Raw genomic sequence first — 18834 nt, forward strand, 5'->3', positions numbered from 1 at the left:
AGCCTGTAAACCATGTCCCCGGTTAGAAATGTAAACGATGTCTCCGGTTTGTACCCGGGCAAGCCCGCTCCCACAGTTGAGATGAAAAGCACCCGGTCACCGGGATTGGATGATGCTCAACCGCTCGCCCACCACCATCTCGGTAATCCAGTCCACCAGGATCGAGGTGTAGGCCTGTTGAGACACCGGGTCACTCAACGAATGGTCCGCCCCGTCGATGATGCGATGCGTCAGGGAATGGGTCTGCTGACACGCCGCGCGGTAACTCATGATGGTGGCGTGGGGCACGTGGTCATCGGTTTCCGACTCGACGATCAGCACATCCCCGGTAAATTGCGCACAGGCATGCAGGGCGCGATTGGTTTCGGCGTGGACCAGGGTGCTGCGGTAATCCAGCAAGTCGGCCTTGTCCAGGTCCCGCTTGGGCTTGAGCCACTCCTGGTCGCGGTACAACGCCGGGACCCGCAGCGCCAGCCAGCGTACCTGACGCAATGAAGTCAGAATTGCCGCGAGGTAGCCGCCATAACTGGTCCCCACCACCGCCACAGCCGAGGTGTCGATGGCCGGGTGCGAGAGCAGGCGATCATAGGCCGCCAACAGGTCGCGCAGGTTGTCTTCACGGGTCACCCGGGACAGTGGAATGCCGCTGCCGGTATGGCCGCGCAGGTCGAACGTCAGGCACACGCAGCCCAGGCCCGCGATGCCTTTGGCACGTTCAAGGTCGCGCTCCTGGCTACCGCCCCAGCCGTGCACAAACAACACGCCTGGCACTTTGGACTTGGGGCTCAGAAAGGTGCCGCTCATCTGTTCCTCGTCGATGTCGATCGTGATGCTTTCGCTTCTAGCCGTCATAAGGTTCAACCGTCACGTACTTGAGAAGAAAGTCGCTGTTTTGCGCCGGCCCTCGGTACACCTCGACGGCATCCGCCGGCAATGCCTGGTCCACATAGGTCTCCACCGAAGACACGCGGATGGCGCGCAGGTCCGGATCGTCGACAAAGCTCTGCAACGCCGCGACTTCCGCGCTGCTGGCCCCGCCCATGCGCCAGGATTGTTCGAGCACGCCGCTGCGTCGCTGACCTGCGTTGTCCAGGCCTTGAGCGATGTCGTAGTTGCGTCGGGAGGCGTAGAAGCCAGGGTAGGCTTCATCGGCAGCGGTATCGAAGACTTGGGCCTGTTCGATGGCCTGGCGAACGTCATCCGCCAGGCCGAGCTCGAGCAAGTCCTCGTAATAGCCCGGGACCACCAACAGAGTGGAACCGCCGTAAACGTCTTCACCCTGCCCGTCCTGCGTGAGGTATTGCTCACCGCAGTAGCTGATCACGTGATTGCCGATAAAACTCTGGCCGACACTGTGGGTGATCACATTGTGCAGGTCCTGTTCCAATACCACGCCTTGTGCAAATGATTGCGCCATGTCGGGACGCGCCAGCAGCGCGTCGAACGCATCGAGGCTGTGGATAACTTCCTGGCCGCGCCCGGCGCAGGCATGCACCGGTTTCACCCGCAATGGACCCCTGTGCAGCAGGCGCGTGGCCGCTGGCCGGGCATCTTCCAGGGCAAACACGCTGAAGCCATCCAGTACGACGTTTCGTACACGCTCGCAAAACAAGGACGACCAGCCTTCGGGCGCTTTCGCAGTTGGGCCCAGCAGCCCATGGCTGATGGCTTTGGTGCCGATGAAGTCGTGTTCGACATAACCGCCCCACAGGTCCTCAGGGCCCTTGATGTTCAGCGCGTGGGCCTGGGCGGCACCGACCAGGGTTTGCGTCGGTACCAGGTACAGCTCACGGCCTGAATGCAGCGCCGGATCGTAGCTGCCGCCAAAGCGCAGCCCGAGAATTTGCGCCAGCCAACGTGCCAGGGCACGGTTGGTTTCGACTTCATGCACGGGCGCACCCTCTCGGGTGGAATGCGCAACGACGAGTTTGTTGCGTTGAGTCGGGGTCATGCGTCCCCCTTGGCCAGCCGGCCTTGTGTGTAGAGGGACGGTTGCAGGGATCAGGCCAGGCCAGGTTTGCTGCGTGGGGCTGTGAAATCAGACAGTTGCGAACCAAGCGATGGCAGTTGGCCTGTTTGATTCTGCACGACGCCGCTTGAACACGGTGGCGTTCTGCACGATTCACACCCCAAAACGGCTGCGGTAATCGCTGGGGGTCATGCCGGTGATTTTCTTGAAGAGGGCGCGAAACGTGCTGGGGTCCTGGTAACCCACGGTCCAGGCGATGTGATCGAGGGTGTCGTTGGTGAATTCGAGCATCTGCCGGGCCTTGCCCACGCGCAGGTGCTGGCAGTATTCGGTGGGTTTAAGGCCGGTGGCATTGCGAAAGCGCCGCAGGAAGGTGCGCTCTTCCAACCCCGCTTCCTGCGCCATTGCCGCGATGGAGACATCCACCGCGCCACGGGCCTGCAACCCGTGCTGGACCTTGAGGATTGCAGCGTCGCCATGGCCGAGAATCGGCGCGAAATTGCTGCCGCACTGGCTCATGCTGGCGCTGTGTTCGATCACCAGAAAGCGCGCCGTTTCGGCCGCGATGCTCGGCCCCATCAGACGATCCACCAGGCGCAGGCCCAGCTCGGACCAGGCCATCAGGCCGGCGGTGGTGATCAGGTCGCCGTCATCGACGATGGGTTTATCCGCCTCCAGGCGCACCTGCGGATAACGAGCAGCAAAGGACTGTGCCGACGACCAATGGGTGGTGGCGCTGCGCCCGTCGAGCAAGCCGCTGCGCGCCAGCATGATCGAGCCGATGCACACGCCGCCCAACACCGTGCCCGCCGCATGTTGCTGACGCAGCCACGCCAACAGCGCGGGCGGTGCCTGGTCGTCGGTGAACTCGCCAATGGCCGGGGGCACCAACACGGCCATCATCGGTTGGTCGGGCCCGGGATGGCTGTCGAAGGTTCGCGCCGGCGTGCCTTGGTCATCCACCAACCAATGGCTGACCCGCAGCAAGGGCCGCTGTGCGCTCGGATGCTCGGCGGCAATGCGGTTGGCCACGCCGAATAAATCGGTCAGGCCATGCACAGCGGCCAGTTGCGCGCCCCGGTAGATCAGCACGCCCACTTCAACGACGAGCATTGTCAGTTTTCCCCCTGTTATTGTCGGTGCAGCCAATTCTCGCTACTGGCGCCAGCTAAGATACTGAGCCCATCAACCCATCACGAGGCAACACACATGGCCAAGCAAGCGCTCATCCTAATCGATATCCAGAACGACTACTTCCCCCAGGGCAAGTGGCCGCTCGCCGGCGTGGAAGCCGCTGCGGACAAGGCCGCCCAGGTGCTGAAGGCGTTTCGTCAGGCCGGCAACGCGGTGATTCACGTGCGTCATGAGTCGACGTCGCAAGACGCGCCCTTTTTCGTTCCGGGCTCGGAAGGCGCGCACTTGCATCCCAAAGTGCTGAACGAGGGCAATGAGCCGGTGGTGGTGAAACACTTCATCAATGCGTTCCGTGACACGAACCTGCGCACCCTGCTGGAACAGCGCAGCATTACCGAGGTGGTAGTGGTCGGCAGCATGAGCCACATGTGCATCGACGGCGTGGCGCGGGCGGCGGCGGACCTGGGCTACAAAGTGACGGTGATTCACGACGCCTGTGCCACGCGGGACCTGGAGTTCAACGGGCAAGTGATCCCGGCTGAGCAGGTGCACGGGGCTTATATGACGTCTCTGGCGTTCGGCTATGCGAGCGTGGTGTCGGCGGATGAGTACCTGAAGGTGCAAGCGGCGGCGGCCTGACCGCCCCTTGCATGCGCGACCTCAGCGGGTCGCGATGATGAACAGGCGCGGGAAGGGCAGCAGCACGGTGCCATCAGCCAGGGCCGGATAGGCCTGGGTGATCCGCGCCTTGTAGTCCTGCAGGAAGGCGGCTTTTTCAGCGTCGGTCAACGGTGCCAAAAATGGCCGCAGGGCCGATGCCTTGAACCACTCCACCACCGCAGCGTGATCCGCCAGCGGGTGCAGGTAGGTGGTGCGCCACACATCGACGGTGCTGCAATGCGGGCTCAGCAGCTCGTAGTAGTAGCTCGCGGAGTGACGCTCGTTGTGTTTGACCGCCCCGATCCTCGCAGCCCATGGGCCGTCGGCGGCGACTTCGCGCGCCAGCCGGTGCGCGGGCTCGTCGAGGTTGTCCGGGGTCTGCACCGCCAGCGTGCCGCCGGGCGCCAACTGGTTGACCAGGTGCGGGTAGAGCGTGGCGTGATTCGGCAGCCATTGCAGCGAAGCGTTGGCCAGGATCACATCGAAGGATTGCGCCGGGCGCCAGTCGCCGATGTCCGCCAACTCGAAGCTCAGCGCCGGCAGGCGCTTGCGCGCGTCGGACAGCATGTCATCGGAGCTGTCCATGCCGGTGACCTGCGCCTGGGGGAAACGCTCGGCCAGGACTTCGGTGGAGTTGCCGGGGCCGCAGCCCAGGTCGACCGCTGTGCGCACATCACTGTCGGGAATGGCCGCGACCAAGTCACGGACGGGACGGGTGCGCTGTTGTTCAAACAGCGTGTATTGCTTGGCGGACCAGGTCATCACGGCTTCCTTCTTGTTGAGGTGATCTACAGCCTAAATCTTGTGAGCCATGAGAACAAATGCCAGGATTGGAGCCCTCCCATACCTGAAAAGTATTCCTATGTTGGAACTTCGCCAACTCAGAGCCTTTGTCGCCATTGCCGAAGAAGGCTATATCACCCGCGCCGCCGAGCGCCTGGGGATGCAACAACCGCCGCTGACCCGACTGCTGCAAAGCCTTGAAGCCGAACTGGGCGTGGCGTTGATGGAGCGTCTGCCCCGTGGCGTGCGGCCAACCCCGGCCGGGCTGGCCTTGCTGGAGGAGGCGCGGGATATCCTGGCGCGCACCGAAGGGGTTGTCGACGTGGTGCAACGCGCCGCCCGCGGGGAACACGGACGACTGGCCATCGGCTTTACCAGCTCGGCGGCACTGCACCCTTTTGTGCCCAGCGTCTTGAGGCGGTTTCGCGAAACCTTTGTCGGCGTCTCGGTGGTGCTGGAAGAGGCCGGCACCGGCGAACTGCTGGACGCGCTGGTGCACGAGAAACTGGACGCGGCGTTTATCCGCTCGCCGCTCAGCGGCACGCAGTCGTTGCAGGACGAACCTATCCTGGTGGAGCCCATGCTGCTGGCGCTGCCCACCGACCATCCCCTGGCCATCACGTCAGGCCCTCCCCTGCCCTTGGCCGCATTGGTGAACGAATCCTTCGTACTCTACCGACGCCGCGTCGGGCTGGGGTTGTATGACGCGATCCTGGTGGCGTGCCGTGAAGCCGGGTTCAGCCCGCAAGTGGTGCAGGAAGCACCGCGCATGACCGCAACGCTAAGCCTGGTGGCGGCGGGGCTTGGCGTGTCCATCGTACCGGCGTCGATGCAACGGCTGCGCGGGGACGGCATTGTGTACCGGGAACTGACCGAGTGCCGCAGCCTGGTGGCGCCGCTGCACCTGGCAACGCGGGTTGGGGAAGGTTCGGCGGTATTGCGCCGGTTCAAGGAGATGGTGGTGAGGGCGGCGACGGATGCCTGATCCCGGACAATAAAAAACCCCCGAGGCCTGGGCCTGCGGGGGTTTTGGGCGTTCTGGGGCGTGGGCCTTAGAACGGAATATCGTCATCAAAGCTGTCAAAGTCAGCTGCCGGCTGCGGTGCCGGCTGCTGAGGGGCCGGACGCGATTGTTGCTGCGGTGCCGGGCGCGACTGCTGTGGACGTGGCGCCGAGTTGGACATGCCGCCCTGGCCCTGCTGGTCGCCCTGTGGACGGCCACCCAGCAACTGCATGGTGCCTTGCATGTCGACGATGATTTCGGTGGTGTAGCGCTTGATACCGTCTTTTTCCCACTCGCGGGTTTGCAGCTTGCCTTCGATGTAGACCTGCGAGCCTTTGCGCAGGTACTCACCGGCGATCTCGGCGACCTTGCCGAACATCGACACGCGGTGCCACTCGGTTTTCTCGACCTTCTGACCGGTCTGCTTGTCGGTCCACTGCTCGCTGGTTGCCAGACTCAGGTTGGTCACGGCGTTACCGTTCGGCAGGTAGCGAACCTCGGGATCCTGGCCGCACGTACCGACCAAAATGACTTTGTTAACCCCACGGGCCATAACATTCTCCTAGGCTGGGCGCGCGTCCGGCACTGGGTTGACCAGTTGCTCGAGGGTCGCGCGGTCCAATAATTCGGTGTCCAATTTGATGTAGATGGCCGCTTCTTCCGCAACCACTACGGCGTCTGTTACCCCAACAACGGCCTTCAGGCGCTCGACCAAGCCAGCTTCGCGGATCGCTTCGGGCGATAACGGCAAGCGCAGGCTCGTCACATAGGGAGGTTCGCGCATGGTAACAGCAAAGGCCAACCAAAGTGCAGCCAGCCCGGCGCATCCCAGGAACACAACCGACAAACCGCCATGCTGGAACATCCAGCCGCCCATGATGCCGCCCAGTGCAGAACCGAGGAACTGGCTGGTGGAATACACCCCCATCGCCGTGCCCTTGCCACCGGCAGGTGAAACCTTGCTGATCAGCGACGGCAACGATGCTTCCAGCAGGTTGAAGGCGGTGAAGAACACCACCGTCCCCACCACCAGCGAGCGCAGGCTGTCGCCGAACTGCCAGAAGAATAGCTCAGTGAGCATCAATGTCCCGACGGCGCCCAGGAGAACTCGTTTCATTTTGCGTTTCTTCTCGCCATAGATGATGAACGGGATCATGGCGAAGAACGAAATCAGCAGTGCAGTCAGGTAGACCCACCAGTGCTGCTCCTTGGGCAGCCCGGCTTTTTCGACCAAGGCCAGGGGCAGCGCAACGAAGCTGCACATGAGCATGGCGTGCAATACGAAGATACCCAAATCCAGGCGTAGCAGGTCCGGATGTTTGAGTGTCGGCAACAAGGCCTTGCGTGCCACACCCGATTCGCGGTGCTGCAAGGTACCCGTGGAGCGCGGCACCATGAAGGCCACGATCACGATGCCGAACAGCGCCATGCCGCCGGTGGCGAGGAACAGCCCGTGCAGGCCGAAGGCACGGGTGAGCAGCGGCCCGACCACCATGGCCACGGCGAACGACAGGCCGATGGTCATACCGATCATGGCCATGGCTTTGGTGCGATGTTGTTCGCGGGTCAGGTCGGAGAGCAAAGCCATGACGGCGGCGGAAATCGCCCCGGCACCCTGCAGGATACGTCCGGCGATCACGCCCCAGATCGAGTCGGCCTGTGCGGCCAGCACACTGCCCAGGGCAAAGACGATCAAGCCCAGATAAATGACGGGGCGACGGCCAATGCGGTCGGAAATGATCCCGAAGGGAATCTGAAAAATCGCCTGGGTCAGGCCATAGGCGCCAATGGCCAGGCCGATCAGTGCGGGGGTCGCTCCTGCGAGATCCATTCCATAGGTGGCCAGTACCGGCAACACCATAAACATGCCAAGCATACGGAATGCGAACACCAGGGCCAGACCGCTTGCCGCGCGGGTCTCGCCGCCACTCATGCGTTCGCTGTGGGGATCGTGCATGGAAAAACCTCGTGTGAACCGGCGGCGATTCTATCAGTCCCACCGATAGAGAGGGTATATGCGGCGCTTTGCCGCGCAGGTTTCATGCAAGGCGCCGAGCGGCAATCGGGCAGTGTATATTCATCCAGTCTTTCGACGTATACTCCGGCATCATTTTCGCCCGCCGTGCGAGGCCATCTTGGACAAGATCCTGATTCGTGGGGCTAGAACCCACAACCTGAAGAACATCGACCTGACCCTGCCCCGGGACAAACTGATCGTCATCACCGGCTTGTCCGGGTCGGGCAAATCGTCCCTGGCGTTCGACACGCTGTATGCCGAAGGTCAGCGCCGCTACGTGGAATCCCTGTCGGCCTACGCCCGGCAGTTTCTGTCGATGATGGAAAAGCCTGACGTCGACACCATCGAAGGCCTGTCGCCGGCGATCTCCATCGAGCAGAAGTCGACCTCCCACAACCCCCGCTCCACCGTGGGCACCATCACCGAAATCTACGACTACCTGCGCCTGCTGTACGCCCGTGTCGGCACGCCGCGCTGCCCGGACCACGATATTCCGCTGGAGGCCCAGACCGTCAGCCAGATGGTCGACCTGGTACTGGCCCAGCCCGAAGGCGCCAAGCTGATGCTGCTGGCTCCGGTGATTCGCGAGCGCAAGGGCGAACACCTGTCGGTCTTTGAAGAGCTGCGCGCGCAAGGCTTCGTCCGTGCACGCATCAACGGCAAGCTGTACGAACTGGACGAAGCGCCCAAGCTCGATAAACAGAAGAAGCACTCGATCGATGTAGTGGTCGACCGTTTCAAGGTGCGTGCAGACCTGCAACAGCGCCTGGCGGAATCGTTCGAGACGGCCCTGAAGCTGGCGGACGGCATCGCGCTGGTCGCTCCGATGGACGACGAGCCCGGCGAAGAAATCATCTTCTCGGCGCGCTTTGCCTGCCCGGTATGCGGTCACGCCATCAGCGAGCTGGAACCCAAGCTGTTTTCCTTCAATAACCCGGCGGGGGCCTGCCCGACCTGCGATGGCCTGGGGGTGAAACAGTTCTTCGATATCAAGCGCCTGGTCAACGGTGACCTGACGCTGGCAGAAGGCGCGATACGCGGCTGGGACCGACGTAACGTCTACTACTTCCAAATGCTGGGTTCACTGGCATCGCATTACAAGTTCAGCCTCGAGGTGCCGTTCAACGAACTGCCGGCGGAACAGCAGAAAGTGATTCTGCACGGTAGCGGCTCGCAGAATGTCGACTTCAAGTACCTCAATGACCGGGGTGACATCGTCAAGCGTTCCCACCCGTTCGAAGGCATCGTACCGAACCTGGAGCGTCGCTACCGCGAGACCGAATCGGCCAGTGTGCGTGAAGAACTCGCCAAGTTCCTCAGCACACAGCCGTGCCCGGATTGCCGTGGAACCCGCCTGCGTCGCGAAGCGCGCCATGTCTGGGTGGGCGAGAAGACGTTGCCGGCGGTGACCAGCCTTCCGATTGGCGATGCCAGCGATTATTTCGGCGGTCTGAAGCTGACGGGACGTCGTGGGGAAATTGCCGACAAAATCCTCAAGGAAATTCGCGAGCGCCTGCAGTTTCTGGTCAATGTGGGCCTGGATTATCTCTCGCTCGACCGCAGCGCCGACACACTCTCGGGTGGCGAGGCACAACGTATTCGCTTGGCCAGTCAGATTGGTGCTGGCCTGGTGGGCGTGCTGTACATCCTTGATGAACCGTCCATCGGCTTGCATCAACGCGATAACGATCGACTGTTGGAAACCCTGAAACACCTGCGTGATATCGGTAATACGGTGATCGTGGTCGAGCACGACGAAGATGCGATTCGCTTGGCCGATTATGTCGTCGACATTGGCCCGGGCGCAGGCGTACACGGTGGCGCCATCGTGGCCGAAGGCACACCGGCCGAGGTCATGGCCCATCCCGACTCATTGACCGGCAAGTATCTGTCCGGTCGCGTCAAGATCCAGGTGCCGGCCAAGCGCACACCCCGCAACAAGAAGCTGGCGATTCACCTCAAGGGCGCACGCGGCAACAACTTGCGCAATGTCGACCTCGAAATCCCGATTGGCTTGCTGACATGCGTGACCGGTGTGTCGGGCTCGGGCAAATCGACGCTGATCAACAACACACTGTTCCCCCTCAGCGCGACGGCCCTGAACGGCGCAACCACCCTGGAAGCGGCTGCGCACGACAGCATAAAGGGGCTGGAACATCTGGACAAGGTGGTCGATATCGACCAAAGCCCGATCGGGCGTACACCCCGCTCCAATCCGGCGACCTACACGGGGCTGTTCACGCCGATCCGTGAACTGTTTGCCGGTGTTCCGGAGTCACGCTCCCGTGGCTACGGGCCGGGCAGGTTCTCGTTCAACGTCAAGGGCGGGCGCTGTGAAGCTTGCCAGGGCGACGGCTTGATCAAGGTGGAAATGCACTTCCTGCCGGACATCTATGTGCCGTGCGACGTATGCAAGAGCAAGCGTTACAACCGCGAAACCCTGGAGATCAAGTACAAGGGCAAGAGCATCCACGAAACCCTGGAGATGACCATCGAGGAAGCGCGAGAGTTCTTCGATGCCGTCCCGGCTCTGGCGCGCAAACTCCAGACATTGATGGATGTGGGCCTGTCGTACATCAAGCTGGGGCAATCGGCGACCACACTGTCTGGTGGCGAGGCGCAACGGGTGAAGCTGTCCCGTGAGCTGTCCAAGCGCGATACCGGCAAGACCCTGTACATCCTCGATGAGCCGACTACAGGCCTGCACTTTGCAGACATCCAACAGTTGCTGGACGTCCTGCATCGCCTGAGGGACCACGGCAACACTGTGGTGGTGATCGAACACAACCTCGATGTGATCAAGACGGCTGACTGGCTGGTGGATCTCGGACCGGAAGGCGGCTCCAAGGGCGGCCAGATCATTGCGACGGGCACGCCGGAGCAGGTCAGCGAAATGCCGCAGTCTCACACAGGGTACTACTTGAAACCCTTGCTGGAACGCGACCGGGCCTGATGGTGTGTTGGCCCAATAAGAAAGCCCCTGTCACTTTTTGGTGACAGGGGCTTTTTTGTAGGCGGGAATCAGAACTGCGATTGCAGGTAATTCTCCAGACCAATCAGCTTGATCAAACCCAACTGTTTTTCCAGCCAGTAGGTGTGATCTTCTTCGGTGTCGTTCAACTGCACACGCAGGATTTCGCGAGTGACAAAGTCACTGTGCTGTTCGCAAAGCTCGATGCCCTTGCAGAGTGCAGCACGTACCTTGTATTCGAGACGAAGATCCGCCGCCAGCATATCAGGCACAGTGGTGCCCACATCCAGGTCGTCGGGACGCATACGCGGCGTACCTTCAAGCATCAGGATACGACGCATCAGCGCGTCGGCGTGCTGTGCCTCTTCTTCCATTTCGTGGTTGATACGTTCATAGAGCTCGGTAAAGCCCCAATCTTCGTACATGCGCGAATGGATGAAATATTGGTCACGTGCTGCCAGTTCGCCCGTCAGCAACGTGTTGAGGTAATCGATTACGTCGGGGTGACCTTGCATCGCCCTACATCTCCCTGCTTGAAAGTCTGTAGTTTGAACCATGATGACTTGAAGGTCACGGGACCAACGGCAGAAAAGTGAAGTATTTCAGAGAAAAGTGGGTGAAATAACGCAAAAACCGCCCAATTGAGGGCGGTTCTGCTTCTCGTTTAGAGTCAGTTAATCGATACGCCCAACGCTTTTGCGATTCCTTCTCCATAAGCACGGTCGGCCTTGAGGAAGTGCTGCAACTGACGCTGGACTACATCGCTGGAAACACCACCCATCGCACCGGCGATGTTGTTGATCAGCAGCGCCTTCTGGTCATCGTTCATCAGGCGGAACAACGCCCCGGCGTGGCTGTAGTAGTCAGTGTCCTCACGATGATCGTAACGATCTGCCGCGCCGCTCAGGGCCAACGCAGGCTCAGCGTATTGCGGTGCTTGCTTCGGTGCATCGGCGTAGCTGTTTGGCTCGTAGTTAGGCGCTGCACCACCGTTACTGCCGAAGGCCATCGAACCATCGCGCTGATAGCTATTCACCGGGCTGCGTGGAGCGTTCACCGGCAGTTGCTGATGGTTGGTGCCGACACGGTAGCGGTGAGCATCCGCATAGGCGAACACACGACCTTGCAGCATACGGTCCGGAGACAAGCCAACGCCTGGCACCATATTGCTTGGACCAAATGCCGCCTGCTCAACTTCAGCGAAGTAATTCAGCGGGTTGCGGTTCAACTCGAGCTCACCGACTTCGATCAACGGAAACTCTTTCTGCGACCAGGTCTTGGTCACGTCGAACGGGTTCTCATGGTGTGCGTTAGCTTGGGCCTCGGTCATGATCTGGATGCATACGCGCCATTTCGGGAAATCACCACGCTCAATGGCACCGAACAGGTCGCGTTGGGCATAGTCAGGATCTGTACCGGCCAGGCGTGCTGCGTCGGCAGGCGTCAGGTTCTTGATGCCTTGCTTGGTCTTGTAGTGCCACTTCACCCAGTGGCGCTCACCCTTGGCGTTGATCAGGCTGTAGGTATGGCTGCCAAAGCCGTGCATGTGGCGATAGCCATCAGGAATGCCGCGATCCGAAAACAGGATGGTGACTTGGTGCAACGCCTCAGGGGAGTGCGACCAAAAATCCCACATCATCTGTGCGCTTTTCAGGTTGCTTTGCGGCAAGCGCTTTTGGGTGTGAATGAAGTCGGGGAATTTCAGAGGGTCGCGAATAAAGAACACAGGCGTGTTGTTGCCTACGATGTCCCAGTTGCCTTCCTCGGTGTAGAACTTCAGTGCGAAGCCACGTGGATCGCGCTCGGTGTCAGCCGAGCCACGCTCGCCGCCCACGGTCGAAAACCGCAGGAATGTCGGCGTCTGCTTACCTACAGAGGAGAACAGTTTGGCGCTGGTGTACTGGGTGATGTCTTTGGTCACCGTGAACGTGCCATAAGCACCCGACCCCTTGGCATGTACGCGGCGTTCTGGGATGTTTTCACGGTTGAAGTGTGCGAGCTTCTCGATCAGGTGAAAGTCGTCGAGGAGCAGCGGGCCACGCGGGCCAGCGGAACGGGAATTCTGGTTGTCAGCGACCGGAGCGCCGCTGGCGGTAGTAAGGGTTTTGTTCTGGCTCATGCTGAATCTTCCTCAGGTCGGTCTTGGAACTGCCGGCTAATCGGCGTGGGGAGAGTATTGACCAGGAAGATGACACCATCAAATTCATTAAATTGTGCGCACTGATAGAAAATAACTAAGACGTAATCAGAACAAATAGCCTGTTCCTTTATGTCGCACAACTTTTTGAACGCGCACAAAAAACCGGGCACAAGGCCCGGTTCTTCGCTTGCAGACTGTCGTCTTACTCGGCGCTTACAGCTTCGCCGGCAGTAGCACGATCAACCAACTCGACGTACGCCATTGGCGCGTTGTCGCCAGCGCGGAAGCCGCACTTGAGGATGCGCAGGTAGCCACCCTCACGGGTAGCGTAACGCTTGCCCAGGTCGTTGAAGAGCTTACCAACGATAGCTTTCGAACGAGTACGGTCGAAAGCCAGGCGGCGGTTAGCCAGGCTGTCTGTCTTGGCCAGAGTGATCAGCGGCTCGGCTACGCGGCGCAGTTCTTTGGCTTTCGGCAGTGTAGTTTTGATCAGCTCGTGCTCGAACAGCGACACCGCCATGTTTTGGAACATGGCCTTGCGGTGCGAGCTGGTACGGCTCAGGTGACGCCCACTTTTACGATGACGCATGGTTCATTCCTTACCAAACTGAACGTTCGGTGATTACGACGATCAGGCAGTCGCCTTGTCGTCCTTCTTAAGACTTGCAGGCGGCCAGTTGTCGAGGCGCATGCCGAGGGACAGACCGCGGGAGGCCAGAACGTCCTTGATTTCAGTCAAGGATTTCTTGCCCAGGTTCGGAGTCTTCAACAGTTCTACTTCGGTACGCTGAATCAGGTCGCCGATGTAGTAAATGTTTTCCGCCTTAAGGCAGTTAGCCGAACGTACAGTCAGTTCCAGATCGTCAACCGGGCGAAGCAGGATCGGATCGATCTCGTCTTCCTGCTCGATTACCACTGGCTCACTGTCACCTTTGAGGTCGACGAACGCAGCCAACTGCTGTTGCAGGATGGTTGCAGCACGACGGATTGCCTCTTCAGGATCCAGAGTACCGTTGGTTTCCAGATCAATAACCAGCTTGTCCAGGTTAGTACGCTGCTCGACACGGGCGTTTTCCACCACGTATGCGATACGGCGAACCGGGCTGAACGAAGAGTCAAGCTGCAAGCGACCAATGCTGCGGCTTTCGTCTTCATCGCTTTGACGCGAGTCGGCCGGTTCATAACCACGACCACGAGCTACGGTGAGCTTCATGTTCAGGGCGCCGTTAGACGCCAGGTTAGCGATTACGTGATCGGGGTTAACGATCTCGACATCATGATCCAGCTGAATATCGGCAGCGGTAACCACCCCCGAACCCTTCTTCGACAAGGTCAGCGTAACTTCGTCACGGCCGTGCAGCTTGATAGCCAGACCTTTAAGGTTCAACAGGATTTCAATTACGTCTTCCTGTACACCTTCGATGGCGCTGTACTCGTGGAGCACACCGTCAATCTCGGCCTCGACTACTGCACAGCCGGGCATTGAGGACAACAGGATGCGGCGCAGCGCGTTGCCCAGGGTGTGGCCAAAGCCACGCTCGAGAGGCTCGAGCGTGATCTTGGCGCGGGTTGGACTGACAACCTGCACGTCAATGTGACGGGGTGTCAGGAACTCATTTACCGAAATCTGCATGGATGCACCTATTTTCTAGCCCTTACTTACTTGGAGTAGAGCTCGACAATCAGGCTTTCGTTGATGTCGGCGGACAGATCACTGCGAGCTGGAACGTTCTTGAAAACGCCCGACTTCTTCTCAGCATCTACCTCTACCCATTCTACGCGGCCACGTTGGGCGCACAGCTCGAGAGCTTGGACAATGCGAAGTTGGTTCTTTGCTTTCTCGCGAACAGCAACCACGTCACCAGCACGAACCTGGTAGGACGGAACGTTTACGGTCTGACCGTTAACGCTGATCGACTTGTGCGATACCAGCTGACGGGATTCGGCACGAGTCGAACCGAAGCCCATACGGTATACAACGTTGTCCAGACGGCATTCGAGCAGTTGCAGCAGGTTTTCACCGGTTGCACCTTTCTTGCCAGCAGCTTCTTTGTAGTAGCCGCTGAACTGACGCTCGAGAACGCCGTAGATACGACGGACCTTTTGCTTTTCACGCAGCTGGGTGCCGTAGTCGGACTGGCGACCGCGGCGTTGGCCGTGGATGCCTGGTGCTGCTTCGATGTTGCACTTCGATTCGATCGCGCGCACGCCGCTCTTCAGGAAGAGATCGGTGCCTTCGCGACGAGCGAGTTTGCATTTTGGACCAATGTAACGAGCCATTCTTTACAATCTCCTGGATTACACGCGGCGCTTCTTCGGCGGACGGCACCCGTTGTGCGGGATTGGCGTCACGTCGGTGATGCTGGCGATCTTATAGCCACAGCCGTTCAAAGCACGGACAGCAGACTCACGACCTGGACCTGGACCCTTGACGTTAACGTCGAGGTTTTTCAGGCCGTATTCCAGCGCAGCTTGACCAGCACGTTCAGCAGCTACTTGAGCAGCAAACGGGGTGGACTTGCGGGAACCGCGGAAACCCGAACCACCGGAGGTAGCCCAAGACAGCGCGTTACCTTGACGGTCGGTGATGGTCACGATGGTGTTGTTAAAAGAAGCATGGATGTGGGCGATGCCATCAACCACTGTCTTTTTAACTTTTTTACGAGGACGAGCAGCAGGTTTTGCCATGATAATTTTCCTGTCGATTCGCTGGGGCGATTACTTGCGGATCGGCTTACGCGGACCTTTACGGGTACGCGCGTTAGTCTTGGTACGCTGACCGCGTACTGGCAGACCACGACGATGACGCAGACCGCGATAGCAACCGAGGTCCATCAAACGCTTGATTTTCATGTTGATTTCGCGACGCAGGTCACCTTCAGTGGTGAACTTCGCCACTTCGCCACGCAGCTGTTCAATCTGCTCGTCGCTCAGATCCTTGATCTTAGCGGCTGGGTTTACCCCAGCAACTGCGCAAATTTTCTGCGCAGTAGTGCGACCAACACCATAGATGTAGGTCAGCGAGATAACAGTGTGCTTGTTATCTGGAATGTTAACGCCTGCAATACGGGCCATTCAGTGGGACTCCAATTGACAGCTACCTACGCCCCGGAAGCCAAGAAATAGGGCGCGAGATAATATCGCTGTAATAACAAATAATCAACCCGGCAGCGCACTAGCTGCCGGGCTTCAAGCAGATCACATCAGCCTTGGCGCTGTTTGTGACGCGGTTCCGCGCTGCAAATTACTCGAACAACACCTTCGCGGCGAATAATCTTGCAGTTACGGCACAGCTTTTTCACCGATGCACGAACTTTCATCACCAACTCCTCGAACCTTATGGGTACTCAGCGCAACATGCCGCTGCCGTAACCCTTCAGGTTGGCTTTCTTCATCAGGGATTCGTACTGGTGCGAAACGAGGTGCGATTGTACTTGGGACATGAAGTCCATCACAACCACGACCACGATCAGCAACGAGGTCCCGCCAAGGTAGAACGGAACGTTTGCTGCAACCACCAGGAACTGGGGCAGCAGGCACACGGCCGTCATATAGAGAGCACCGAACAGGGTCAAACGAGTCAGAACGCCATCAATGTAGCGCGCAGACTGCTCACCTGGACGGATGCCCGGAATAAAGGCACCGGACTTCTTCAGGTTTTCCGCTACGTCTTTCGGATTGAACATCAACGCCGTATAGAAGAAGCAGAAGAAAATAATCCCTGCACTAAACAGCAGAATATTCAACGGCTGACCAGGAGCGATCGACTGAGAAAGGTCCTGCAGCCAGCCCATATTTTCAGACTGACCAAACCAGGTACCCAACGAAGCCGGAAACAGCAAAATGCTGCTCGCGAAGATTGCCGGAATAACGCCGGCCATATTCACTTTCAGCGGCAAGTGGCTGGTCTGCGCAGCAAAAACCTTGCGGCCCTGCTGACGCTTGGCGTAGTGAACAGCGATACGACGCTGACCACGCTCAATGAACACCACAAAACCGATAATCGCTACTGCCAGCAAACCGATGGCAACCAGGGCGAAGATGTTGATATCACCCTGACGTGCAGACTCGAAAGACTGCCCAATCGCTCTCGGAAGACCGGCGACGATACCTGCGAAAATCAACATCGAGATACCGTTGCCAACACCACGCTCAGTAATCTGCTCACCCAGCCACATCATGAACATCGCGCCAGCCACAAACGTGGATACCGCGACGAAATAGAAGCCAAAGTCACCAGTGAACGCAACACCCTGCCCAGCCAGACCAACGGACATGCCGATAGCCTGGACCAGAGCGAGGATGACAGTGCCGTAGCGGGTGTACTGGCTAATCTTGCGACGGCCAGCTTCACCTTCCTTCTTCAACTGCTCCAGTTGCGGGCTGACGGCGGTCATCAGTTGCATGATGATCGATGCCGAAATGTACGGCATGATCCCCAGTGCAAAGATGCTCATCCGTTCCAGCGCGCCACCGGAAAACATGTTGAACAAGCTAAGAATGGTCCCCTCATTCTGTCGAAACAGGTCTGCGAGTCGGTCCGGATTGATACCTGGAACCGGGATGTGTGCGCCTATTCGGTAGACGATAATCGCCAGGAACAGAAAACGCAGACGAGCCCAAAGTTCAGACATACCGCCTTTGCCGAGCGCAGAGAGAGCACCTTGCTTAGCCATTTATTCCTCGAACTTGCCGCCAGCTGCTTCGATAGCCGAACGCGCACCTTTGGTGGCGCCGATTCCCTTGCCGATAGTGACAGCGCGAGTCACTTCACCGGACAGCATGATTTTCACACGCTGTACGTTGACGTTGATCACGTTGGCATCTTTCAGGGTCTGCACAGTAACGATGTCGCCTTCCACCTTAGCCAGCTCGGACAAACGCACTTCTGCGCGATCCATGGCTTTCAGGGATACGAAACCGAACTTGGGCAGGCGACGATGCAGCGGCTGTTGACCGCCTTCAAAGCCTGGAGCGATGGTGCCACCGGAGCGGGAGGTCTGACCTTTGTGACCACGGCCACCAGTCTTACCCAAACCGCTACCGATACCACGGCCCGGACGATGCTTTTCGCGACGGGAACCCGGCGCTGGACTCAGATCATTGAGTTTCATCGATTAACCCTCGACACGCAGCATGTAGTAAGCCTTGTTGATCATCCCGCGATTCTCGGGAGTATCCTGGACTTCTACAGTGTGACCGATGCGACGCAGACCCAGACCCTTAACGCACAGTTTGTGGTTAGGGATGCGGCCGGTCATGCTTTTGATCAGCGTAACTTTTACGGTAGCCATGATCAGAAGATCTCCTGGACGCTTTTGCCACGCTTGGCGGCAATGGATTCAGGGGATTGCATAGCTTTCAAACCTTTGAAAGTGGCGTGAACCACGTTTACCGGGTTAGTCGAGCCGTAGCATTTGGCCAGAACGTTCTGAACGCCAGCAACTTCGAGGACAGCACGCATAGCGCCGCCAGCGATGATACCGGTACCTTCAGAAGCAGGCTGCATGTACACCTTCGAAGCGCCGTGGGCGGACTTCATTGCGTACTGCAGAGTGGTGCCGTTCAGATCAACCTGGATCATGTTGCGACGAGCAGCTTCCATTGCCTTCTGGATCGCAGCAGGCACTTCACGCGACTTGCCACGGCCGAAGCCAACGCGCCCCTTACCATCACCTACCACGGTCAACGCGGTGAAAGTGAAGATACGGCCGCCTTTAACGGTTTTGGCTACGCGGTTAACTTGAACCAGCTTCTCGATGTAGCCTTCGTCGCGCTTTTGGTCGTTATTGGACATAACTTAGAACTCCAGCCCAGCTTCACGAGCAGCATCAGCCAGCGCCTTGACGCGGCCGTGGTACTTGAAGCCAGAGCGGTCGAAAGCCACCTGCGAGACGCCAGCGGCCTTAGCACGCGTAGCGACCAGCTGGCCAACCTTAGTGGCCGCGTCGATGTTGCCGGTGGCACCATCACGCAGTTCTTTATCCAAAGTCGAGGCACTTGCCAGGACTTTGTTGCCGTCGGCCGAAATGACCTGGGCGTAGATGTGCTGCGACGAGCGGAACACGCAGAGACGCACGACTTCGAGTTCGTGCATTTTCAGGCGTGCTTTGCGAGCGCGACGCAGACGAGTAACTTTTTTGTCGGTCATTTGCTA

At 59.1% G+C, this 18834-nt stretch carries 22 protein-coding genes; 3 read left to right on the forward strand and 19 right to left on the reverse strand.

The annotated features are described in order from the left end of the window. Window positions 1–96 precede the first annotated feature (96 nt). The 3 genes from ACW9IB_RS21235 to ACW9IB_RS21245 form a co-directional block, all read right to left on the reverse strand. Window positions 97–852 (reverse strand): alpha/beta hydrolase family protein, encoded by a 756-nt coding sequence (locus tag ACW9IB_RS21235; RefSeq protein WP_457415408.1) that lies wholly within the window; start codon window positions 850–852, stop codon window positions 97–99. After that, window positions 842–1951, reverse strand: a complete 1110-nt coding sequence (locus ACW9IB_RS21240) for a DUF3182 family protein (protein ID WP_457415410.1) — start codon at window positions 1949–1951, stop codon at window positions 842–844. Before ACW9IB_RS21240 ends, ACW9IB_RS21235 begins: the two co-directional genes overlap by 11 nt. A 171-nt stretch (window positions 1952–2122) precedes the next feature. Then, window positions 2123–3082: a GlxA family transcriptional regulator gene (locus ACW9IB_RS21245; RefSeq protein WP_457367434.1), complete on the reverse strand. Its 960-nt coding sequence runs from the start codon at window positions 3080–3082 to the stop codon at window positions 2123–2125. Window positions 3083–3178: 96 nt separating this feature from the next. Here ACW9IB_RS21245 and ACW9IB_RS21250 point away from each other — a divergent pair, with 96 nt between their 5' ends. Then, a complete protein-coding gene (locus tag ACW9IB_RS21250) occupies window positions 3179–3742 on the forward strand; it encodes a cysteine hydrolase family protein (protein ID WP_457415412.1) in 564 nt (187 codons plus the stop codon). Window positions 3743–3763: 21 nt separating this feature from the next. Here ACW9IB_RS21250 and tam read toward each other — a convergent pair whose 3' ends face one another. Then, window positions 3764–4525: a trans-aconitate 2-methyltransferase gene (gene tam / locus ACW9IB_RS21255; RefSeq protein WP_457415415.1), complete on the reverse strand. Its 762-nt coding sequence runs from the start codon at window positions 4523–4525 to the stop codon at window positions 3764–3766. A 100-nt stretch (window positions 4526–4625) separates the two neighbouring features. On the opposite strand from tam, the gene ACW9IB_RS21260 reads away from it, so the two are divergent. Next, on the forward strand, window positions 4626–5531 hold the full coding sequence (locus ACW9IB_RS21260) for a LysR family transcriptional regulator (protein WP_457415418.1): 906 nt from the start codon (window positions 4626–4628) through the stop codon (window positions 5529–5531). 67 nt (window positions 5532–5598) lie between these two features. Here the strand turns inward: ACW9IB_RS21260 and ACW9IB_RS21265 are convergent, their stop codons facing one another. Both ACW9IB_RS21265 and ACW9IB_RS21270 read right to left on the reverse strand, forming a co-directional pair. Further along, window positions 5599–6102 carry a single-stranded DNA-binding protein gene (locus ACW9IB_RS21265; protein WP_457367430.1) on the reverse strand — a complete coding sequence of 168 codons (504 nt, stop codon included), beginning with the start codon at window positions 6100–6102 and terminating at the stop codon, window positions 5599–5601. Window positions 6103–6111: 9 nt separating this feature from the next. Beyond that, the gene (locus ACW9IB_RS21270; RefSeq protein WP_457415421.1) at window positions 6112–7506 is read right to left on the reverse strand and encodes an MFS transporter; all 1395 of its coding nucleotides are present in this window, start codon (window positions 7504–7506) and stop codon (window positions 6112–6114) included. Between the two features lie 178 nt (window positions 7507–7684). Between ACW9IB_RS21270 and uvrA the strand changes: the two genes are divergently transcribed. Beyond that, on the forward strand, window positions 7685–10519 hold the full coding sequence (gene uvrA, locus ACW9IB_RS21275) for an excinuclease ABC subunit UvrA (RefSeq protein ID WP_457415424.1): 2835 nt from the start codon (window positions 7685–7687) through the stop codon (window positions 10517–10519). Between the two features lie 68 nt (window positions 10520–10587). On the opposite strand, the gene bfr is transcribed toward uvrA, so the two are convergent. From bfr to rplR, 13 genes are all read right to left on the reverse strand, one after another. After that, complete coding sequence (gene bfr / locus ACW9IB_RS21280) at window positions 10588–11052, reverse strand: bacterioferritin (protein WP_033900044.1); 465 nt, start codon at window positions 11050–11052, stop codon at window positions 10588–10590. 155 nt (window positions 11053–11207) lie between these two features. Beyond that, window positions 11208–12656 (reverse strand): catalase, encoded by a 1449-nt coding sequence (locus ACW9IB_RS21285; RefSeq protein ID WP_457415426.1) that lies wholly within the window; start codon window positions 12654–12656, stop codon window positions 11208–11210. Between the two features lie 223 nt (window positions 12657–12879). Continuing rightward, a complete protein-coding gene (gene rplQ / locus ACW9IB_RS21290; RefSeq protein WP_003176402.1) occupies window positions 12880–13266 on the reverse strand; it encodes a 50S ribosomal protein L17 in 387 nt (128 codons plus the stop codon). 42 nt (window positions 13267–13308) lie between these two features. Continuing rightward, the gene (locus ACW9IB_RS21295; protein WP_003176403.1) at window positions 13309–14310 is read right to left on the reverse strand and encodes a DNA-directed RNA polymerase subunit alpha; all 1002 of its coding nucleotides are present in this window, start codon (window positions 14308–14310) and stop codon (window positions 13309–13311) included. A 26-nt stretch (window positions 14311–14336) separates the two neighbouring features. After that, window positions 14337–14957 carry a 30S ribosomal protein S4 gene (gene rpsD / locus ACW9IB_RS21300; RefSeq protein WP_457367425.1) on the reverse strand — a complete coding sequence of 207 codons (621 nt, stop codon included), beginning with the start codon at window positions 14955–14957 and terminating at the stop codon, window positions 14337–14339. Window positions 14958–14975: 18 nt separating this feature from the next. After that, entirely contained in the window at window positions 14976–15365 is a 390-nt protein-coding gene (gene rpsK / locus ACW9IB_RS21305) for a 30S ribosomal protein S11 (RefSeq protein WP_002555466.1), read from the reverse strand. Window positions 15366–15395: 30 nt separating this feature from the next. Continuing rightward, window positions 15396–15752 (reverse strand): 30S ribosomal protein S13, encoded by a 357-nt coding sequence (gene rpsM, locus ACW9IB_RS21310; protein ID WP_003194635.1) that lies wholly within the window; start codon window positions 15750–15752, stop codon window positions 15396–15398. A 128-nt stretch (window positions 15753–15880) separates the two neighbouring features. After that, window positions 15881–15997, reverse strand: a complete 117-nt coding sequence (gene rpmJ / locus ACW9IB_RS21315) for a 50S ribosomal protein L36 (RefSeq protein ID WP_002555468.1) — start codon at window positions 15995–15997, stop codon at window positions 15881–15883. A 27-nt stretch (window positions 15998–16024) separates the two neighbouring features. After that, window positions 16025–17353, reverse strand: coding sequence for a preprotein translocase subunit SecY (secY, locus tag ACW9IB_RS21320; protein WP_071485371.1), 1329 nt, complete (start codon window positions 17351–17353; stop codon window positions 16025–16027). Further along, a complete protein-coding gene (rplO, locus tag ACW9IB_RS21325) occupies window positions 17354–17791 on the reverse strand; it encodes a 50S ribosomal protein L15 (protein WP_003176407.1) in 438 nt (145 codons plus the stop codon). A 3-nt stretch (window positions 17792–17794) separates the two neighbouring features. Then, a complete protein-coding gene (rpmD, locus tag ACW9IB_RS21330; RefSeq protein WP_003176408.1) occupies window positions 17795–17971 on the reverse strand; it encodes a 50S ribosomal protein L30 in 177 nt (58 codons plus the stop codon). A gap of 2 nt (window positions 17972–17973) precedes the next feature. Then, complete coding sequence (rpsE, locus tag ACW9IB_RS21335; RefSeq protein ID WP_010566852.1) at window positions 17974–18474, reverse strand: 30S ribosomal protein S5; 501 nt, start codon at window positions 18472–18474, stop codon at window positions 17974–17976. A 3-nt stretch (window positions 18475–18477) separates the two neighbouring features. After that, window positions 18478–18828 carry a 50S ribosomal protein L18 gene (rplR, locus tag ACW9IB_RS21340; RefSeq protein WP_003186037.1) on the reverse strand — a complete coding sequence of 117 codons (351 nt, stop codon included), beginning with the start codon at window positions 18826–18828 and terminating at the stop codon, window positions 18478–18480. Window positions 18829–18834: the final 6 nt, after the last annotated feature.

The sequence above is a fragment of the Pseudomonas sp. SDO524_S393 genome, from assembly GCF_054071875.1.

Coding starts and splice junctions, on each gene's coding strand:
- rplQ (WP_003176402.1), bottom strand. CDS start 13,266: ATGCGTCATCGTAAAAGTGGGCGTCACCTGAGCCGTACCAGCTCGCAC.
- rpsD (WP_457367425.1), bottom strand. CDS start 14,957: ATGGCTCGTTACATTGGTCCAAAATGCAAACTCGCTCGTCGCGAAGGC.
- bfr (WP_033900044.1), bottom strand. CDS start 11,052: ATGCAAGGTCACCCCGACGTAATCGATTACCTCAACACGTTGCTGACG.
- ACW9IB_RS21270 (WP_457415421.1), bottom strand. CDS start 7,506: ATGCACGATCCCCACAGCGAACGCATGAGTGGCGGCGAGACCCGCGCG.
- rpsE (WP_010566852.1), bottom strand. CDS start 18,474: ATGTCCAATAACGACCAAAAGCGCGACGAAGGCTACATCGAGAAGCTG.
- ACW9IB_RS21245 (WP_457367434.1), bottom strand. CDS start 3,082: ATGCTCGTCGTTGAAGTGGGCGTGCTGATCTACCGGGGCGCGCAACTG.
- secY (WP_071485371.1), bottom strand. CDS start 17,353: ATGGCTAAGCAAGGTGCTCTCTCTGCGCTCGGCAAAGGCGGTATGTCT.
- rpmJ (WP_002555468.1), bottom strand. CDS start 15,997: ATGAAAGTTCGTGCATCGGTGAAAAAGCTGTGCCGTAACTGCAAGATT.
- ACW9IB_RS21240 (WP_457415410.1), bottom strand. CDS start 1,951: ATGACCCCGACTCAACGCAACAAACTCGTCGTTGCGCATTCCACCCGA.
- rplR (WP_003186037.1), bottom strand. CDS start 18,828: ATGACCGACAAAAAAGTTACTCGTCTGCGTCGCGCTCGCAAAGCACGC.
- ACW9IB_RS21265 (WP_457367430.1), bottom strand. CDS start 6,102: ATGGCCCGTGGGGTTAACAAAGTCATTTTGGTCGGTACGTGCGGCCAG.
- rplO (WP_003176407.1), bottom strand. CDS start 17,791: ATGAAACTCAATGATCTGAGTCCAGCGCCGGGTTCCCGTCGCGAAAAG.
- ACW9IB_RS21260 (WP_457415418.1), top strand. CDS start 4,626: ATGTTGGAACTTCGCCAACTCAGAGCCTTTGTCGCCATTGCCGAAGAA.
- ACW9IB_RS21250 (WP_457415412.1), top strand. CDS start 3,179: ATGGCCAAGCAAGCGCTCATCCTAATCGATATCCAGAACGACTACTTC.
- ACW9IB_RS21295 (WP_003176403.1), bottom strand. CDS start 14,310: ATGCAGATTTCGGTAAATGAGTTCCTGACACCCCGTCACATTGACGTG.
- rpmD (WP_003176408.1), bottom strand. CDS start 17,971: ATGGCTACCGTAAAAGTTACGCTGATCAAAAGCATGACCGGCCGCATC.
- ACW9IB_RS21235 (WP_457415408.1), bottom strand. CDS start 852: ATGACGGCTAGAAGCGAAAGCATCACGATCGACATCGACGAGGAACAG.
- rpsK (WP_002555466.1), bottom strand. CDS start 15,365: ATGGCAAAACCTGCTGCTCGTCCTCGTAAAAAAGTTAAAAAGACAGTG.
- tam (WP_457415415.1), bottom strand. CDS start 4,525: ATGACCTGGTCCGCCAAGCAATACACGCTGTTTGAACAACAGCGCACC.
- ACW9IB_RS21285 (WP_457415426.1), bottom strand. CDS start 12,656: ATGAGCCAGAACAAAACCCTTACTACCGCCAGCGGCGCTCCGGTCGCT.
- rpsM (WP_003194635.1), bottom strand. CDS start 15,752: ATGGCCCGTATTGCAGGCGTTAACATTCCAGATAACAAGCACACTGTT.